The sequence below is a fragment of the Phenylobacterium sp. genome (assembly GCF_035569475.1).
Taxonomy (GTDB): Bacteria; Pseudomonadota; Alphaproteobacteria; order Caulobacterales; family Caulobacteraceae; genus Phenylobacterium.
The window spans coordinates 1-2,116 of sequence record NZ_DATMNA010000008.1; the positions used below are offsets into that span (position 1 = coordinate 1).

The following is a 2,116-nucleotide window of genomic DNA, read 5'->3' on the forward strand; positions in this document are numbered from 1 at the left end:
CCTCGGAAGCCGTCATCGCCAACTGGTGGCGCCAGGGCATGATGGGCGGCGCCAAGGCGCATTACGACGGCATCGTCGCCTTCTCGCAGACCGATTTCACCGAGGATTTGAAAAAGATCGCCGTGCCGGTGCTGGTGATGCACGGCGACGACGACCAGATCGTGCCCTACGCCGACGCCGGGCCGCTCTCGGCGAAGCTCCTGAAGAACGGGACGCTGAAGACCTACAAGGGATTTCCGCATGGCATGCCGACGACGAACGCCGAGACGATCAACGCCGATCTGCTCACCTTCTTCAGGTCCTAGAGATCGGCGGGACGTGCTGGGCGGCATCGCCTTTGTCGGCTGCGCCGGCGCTCCGGTCGGCGCCGCCGCCGTGCCGCAGGCCGCGCGCGCGGAGGCCCGGGTGCGGCGGTCCGGGCCCCGACGCATCATCGACGTTCACGCCCACTGCGCGGTTCCGCAGGCCATGGCCCTGATGGGCCTGACGTTCCCGACCCGGCCCCACCCGCTTCAGCCGCAGGTGCTCAAGGCGAGCGAGGACCAGATCGGCGAGCGCCTCGCCGCCATGGACGGCCAGGGCGTCGACATGCAGGTGTTGAGCATCAATCCGTTCTGGTACGGGGCCGAGCCCGATCTCGCCCGCCAGGTGGTCACCCTGCAGAACGACGCCCTGGCCGAAACGGTCGCCCGGCATCCCGACCGGTTCGTCGGACTTGCCAGCGTGGCGCTGCAGCACCCGGAGCTGGCCGCCGAGCAGCTCGACCACGCGGTCCGGCGCCTCGGCCTGCGCGGCGCCCTGGTCGGCGGCAGCGTCGACGGTGTCGAACTGTCGGACCCGCGGCTGCGGCCGTTCTGGGCCAAGGCCGAGGACCTGGGCGCGTTGATCTTCATCCACCCCCAGGGCGTTCCCGAACTGGCCGGCCGCCTGGCGGGAAGCGGCGGCCTCGGCAATGTCGTCGGCTTTCCGCTGGAGACCACCATCGCCCTGTCGCATCTGATCTTCGAGGGCGTCCTGGATCGCTATCCGGCCTTGAAGATCCTCGCCGCGCATGGCGGCGGCTATCTGCCCTCCTACGCCGCCCGATCGGACGCCGGCGTGAAGACCTTTCCGGGAACCTACACGACGCCCCTGAAGAAGGCGCCGACGGCCTATCTCAAGGACCTCTACTACGACTCCATGGTGTTCACGCCCGAGGGGCTGCGCCACCTGGCCGCCGAAGTCGGCGCGCGCCGCATCATGATGGGGACGGACTATCCCTATCCGTGGACCGACCGGGCGGTGGCGCACATCCGAGAGACCCCAGGCCTTTCGGCGGCGGACAAGGCCAGCATGCTGGGCGACCTCGCCGCGAAGGTCCTGGGGATCGACTAGAGCGCGTTCCGAAAGCTCTAGGCGCCGCGGCCGGCGACCTTGAAGGTCGCGTTGGCGCGGGCGCAGGGGCGGCCATCGGCAGTGACGATGGCCTGGGCAAAGCAGAGGCTGCCGCCGACCTTCACCACCGACGGGGTGATCTGCAGCCACTGGCCGACCACGGCCGTTCCCAGGTAGTCGATGGCGAGGTTGACTGTCACCAGGCCGGACACGTCCTCCAGCTTGAGACCGCAGCTGAGACCCATCGCGTTGTCCGCCAGCGCGGCGATCAGGCCGCCATGGACGAACCCCCGGCTGTTGGCGTGCGCCGTGGCGGCGACGAGGCCGATCTCCACCGCCTCCTCGGTGCGCCGGCTGTAGAGCGGCTCCCACGGATCGGTGAGCGGGCTCTGCCGGTAGTGCCGCGAAAACCCGTCGGGAATGGCCGCAAGGACGGTCTGGTTCATCGCCCAACTCCGTAATATAGACCAGTCTATATAGTGCCAACCAAGACCGGAGTCCAATCCCCGATGGCCATGCCCGCGCAGCACCGCCAGGCGATCGTCCGCGCCGCCGTGGCCCTGTTCCGCAAGCAGGGCTTCGCCGCCACCGGCCTTGCCGAGATCCTCGAACGCAGCGGCGCGCCGAAGGGCTCGCTCTACCACTACTTCCCGGGCGGCAAGGGCGAGCTGGGCGAAGCGGTGGTGCGCCAGGCCGGCGCGACGGTCACCGATACCCTCAGCCGGCTGCGGGACGAGGCGCC

Annotated in this window: 4 protein-coding genes; 3 read left to right on the top strand and 1 reads right to left on the bottom strand. The window is 69.4% G+C overall.

The features are described 5' to 3' along the window. Positions 1-305: alpha/beta hydrolase (locus VNW53_RS01010; protein ID WP_325552997.1), on the top strand; the 305-nt coding region annotated here is incomplete at its 5' end. Between the two features lie 13 nt (positions 306-318). Next, on the top strand, positions 319-1,374 hold the full coding sequence (locus tag VNW53_RS01015; protein WP_325552999.1) for an amidohydrolase family protein: 1,056 nt from the start codon (positions 319-321) through the stop codon (positions 1,372-1,374). Between the two features lie 17 nt (positions 1,375-1,391). Here the strand turns inward: VNW53_RS01015 and VNW53_RS01020 are convergent, their stop codons facing one another. After that, the gene (locus tag VNW53_RS01020; RefSeq protein ID WP_325553001.1) at positions 1,392-1,820 is read right to left on the bottom strand and encodes a PaaI family thioesterase; all 429 of its coding nucleotides are present in this window, start codon (positions 1,818-1,820) and stop codon (positions 1,392-1,394) included. Between the two features lie 63 nt (positions 1,821-1,883). On the opposite strand from VNW53_RS01020, the gene VNW53_RS01025 reads away from it, so the two are divergent. Then, positions 1,884-2,116: helix-turn-helix domain-containing protein (locus VNW53_RS01025; protein WP_325553003.1), on the top strand; the 233-nt coding region annotated here is incomplete at its 3' end.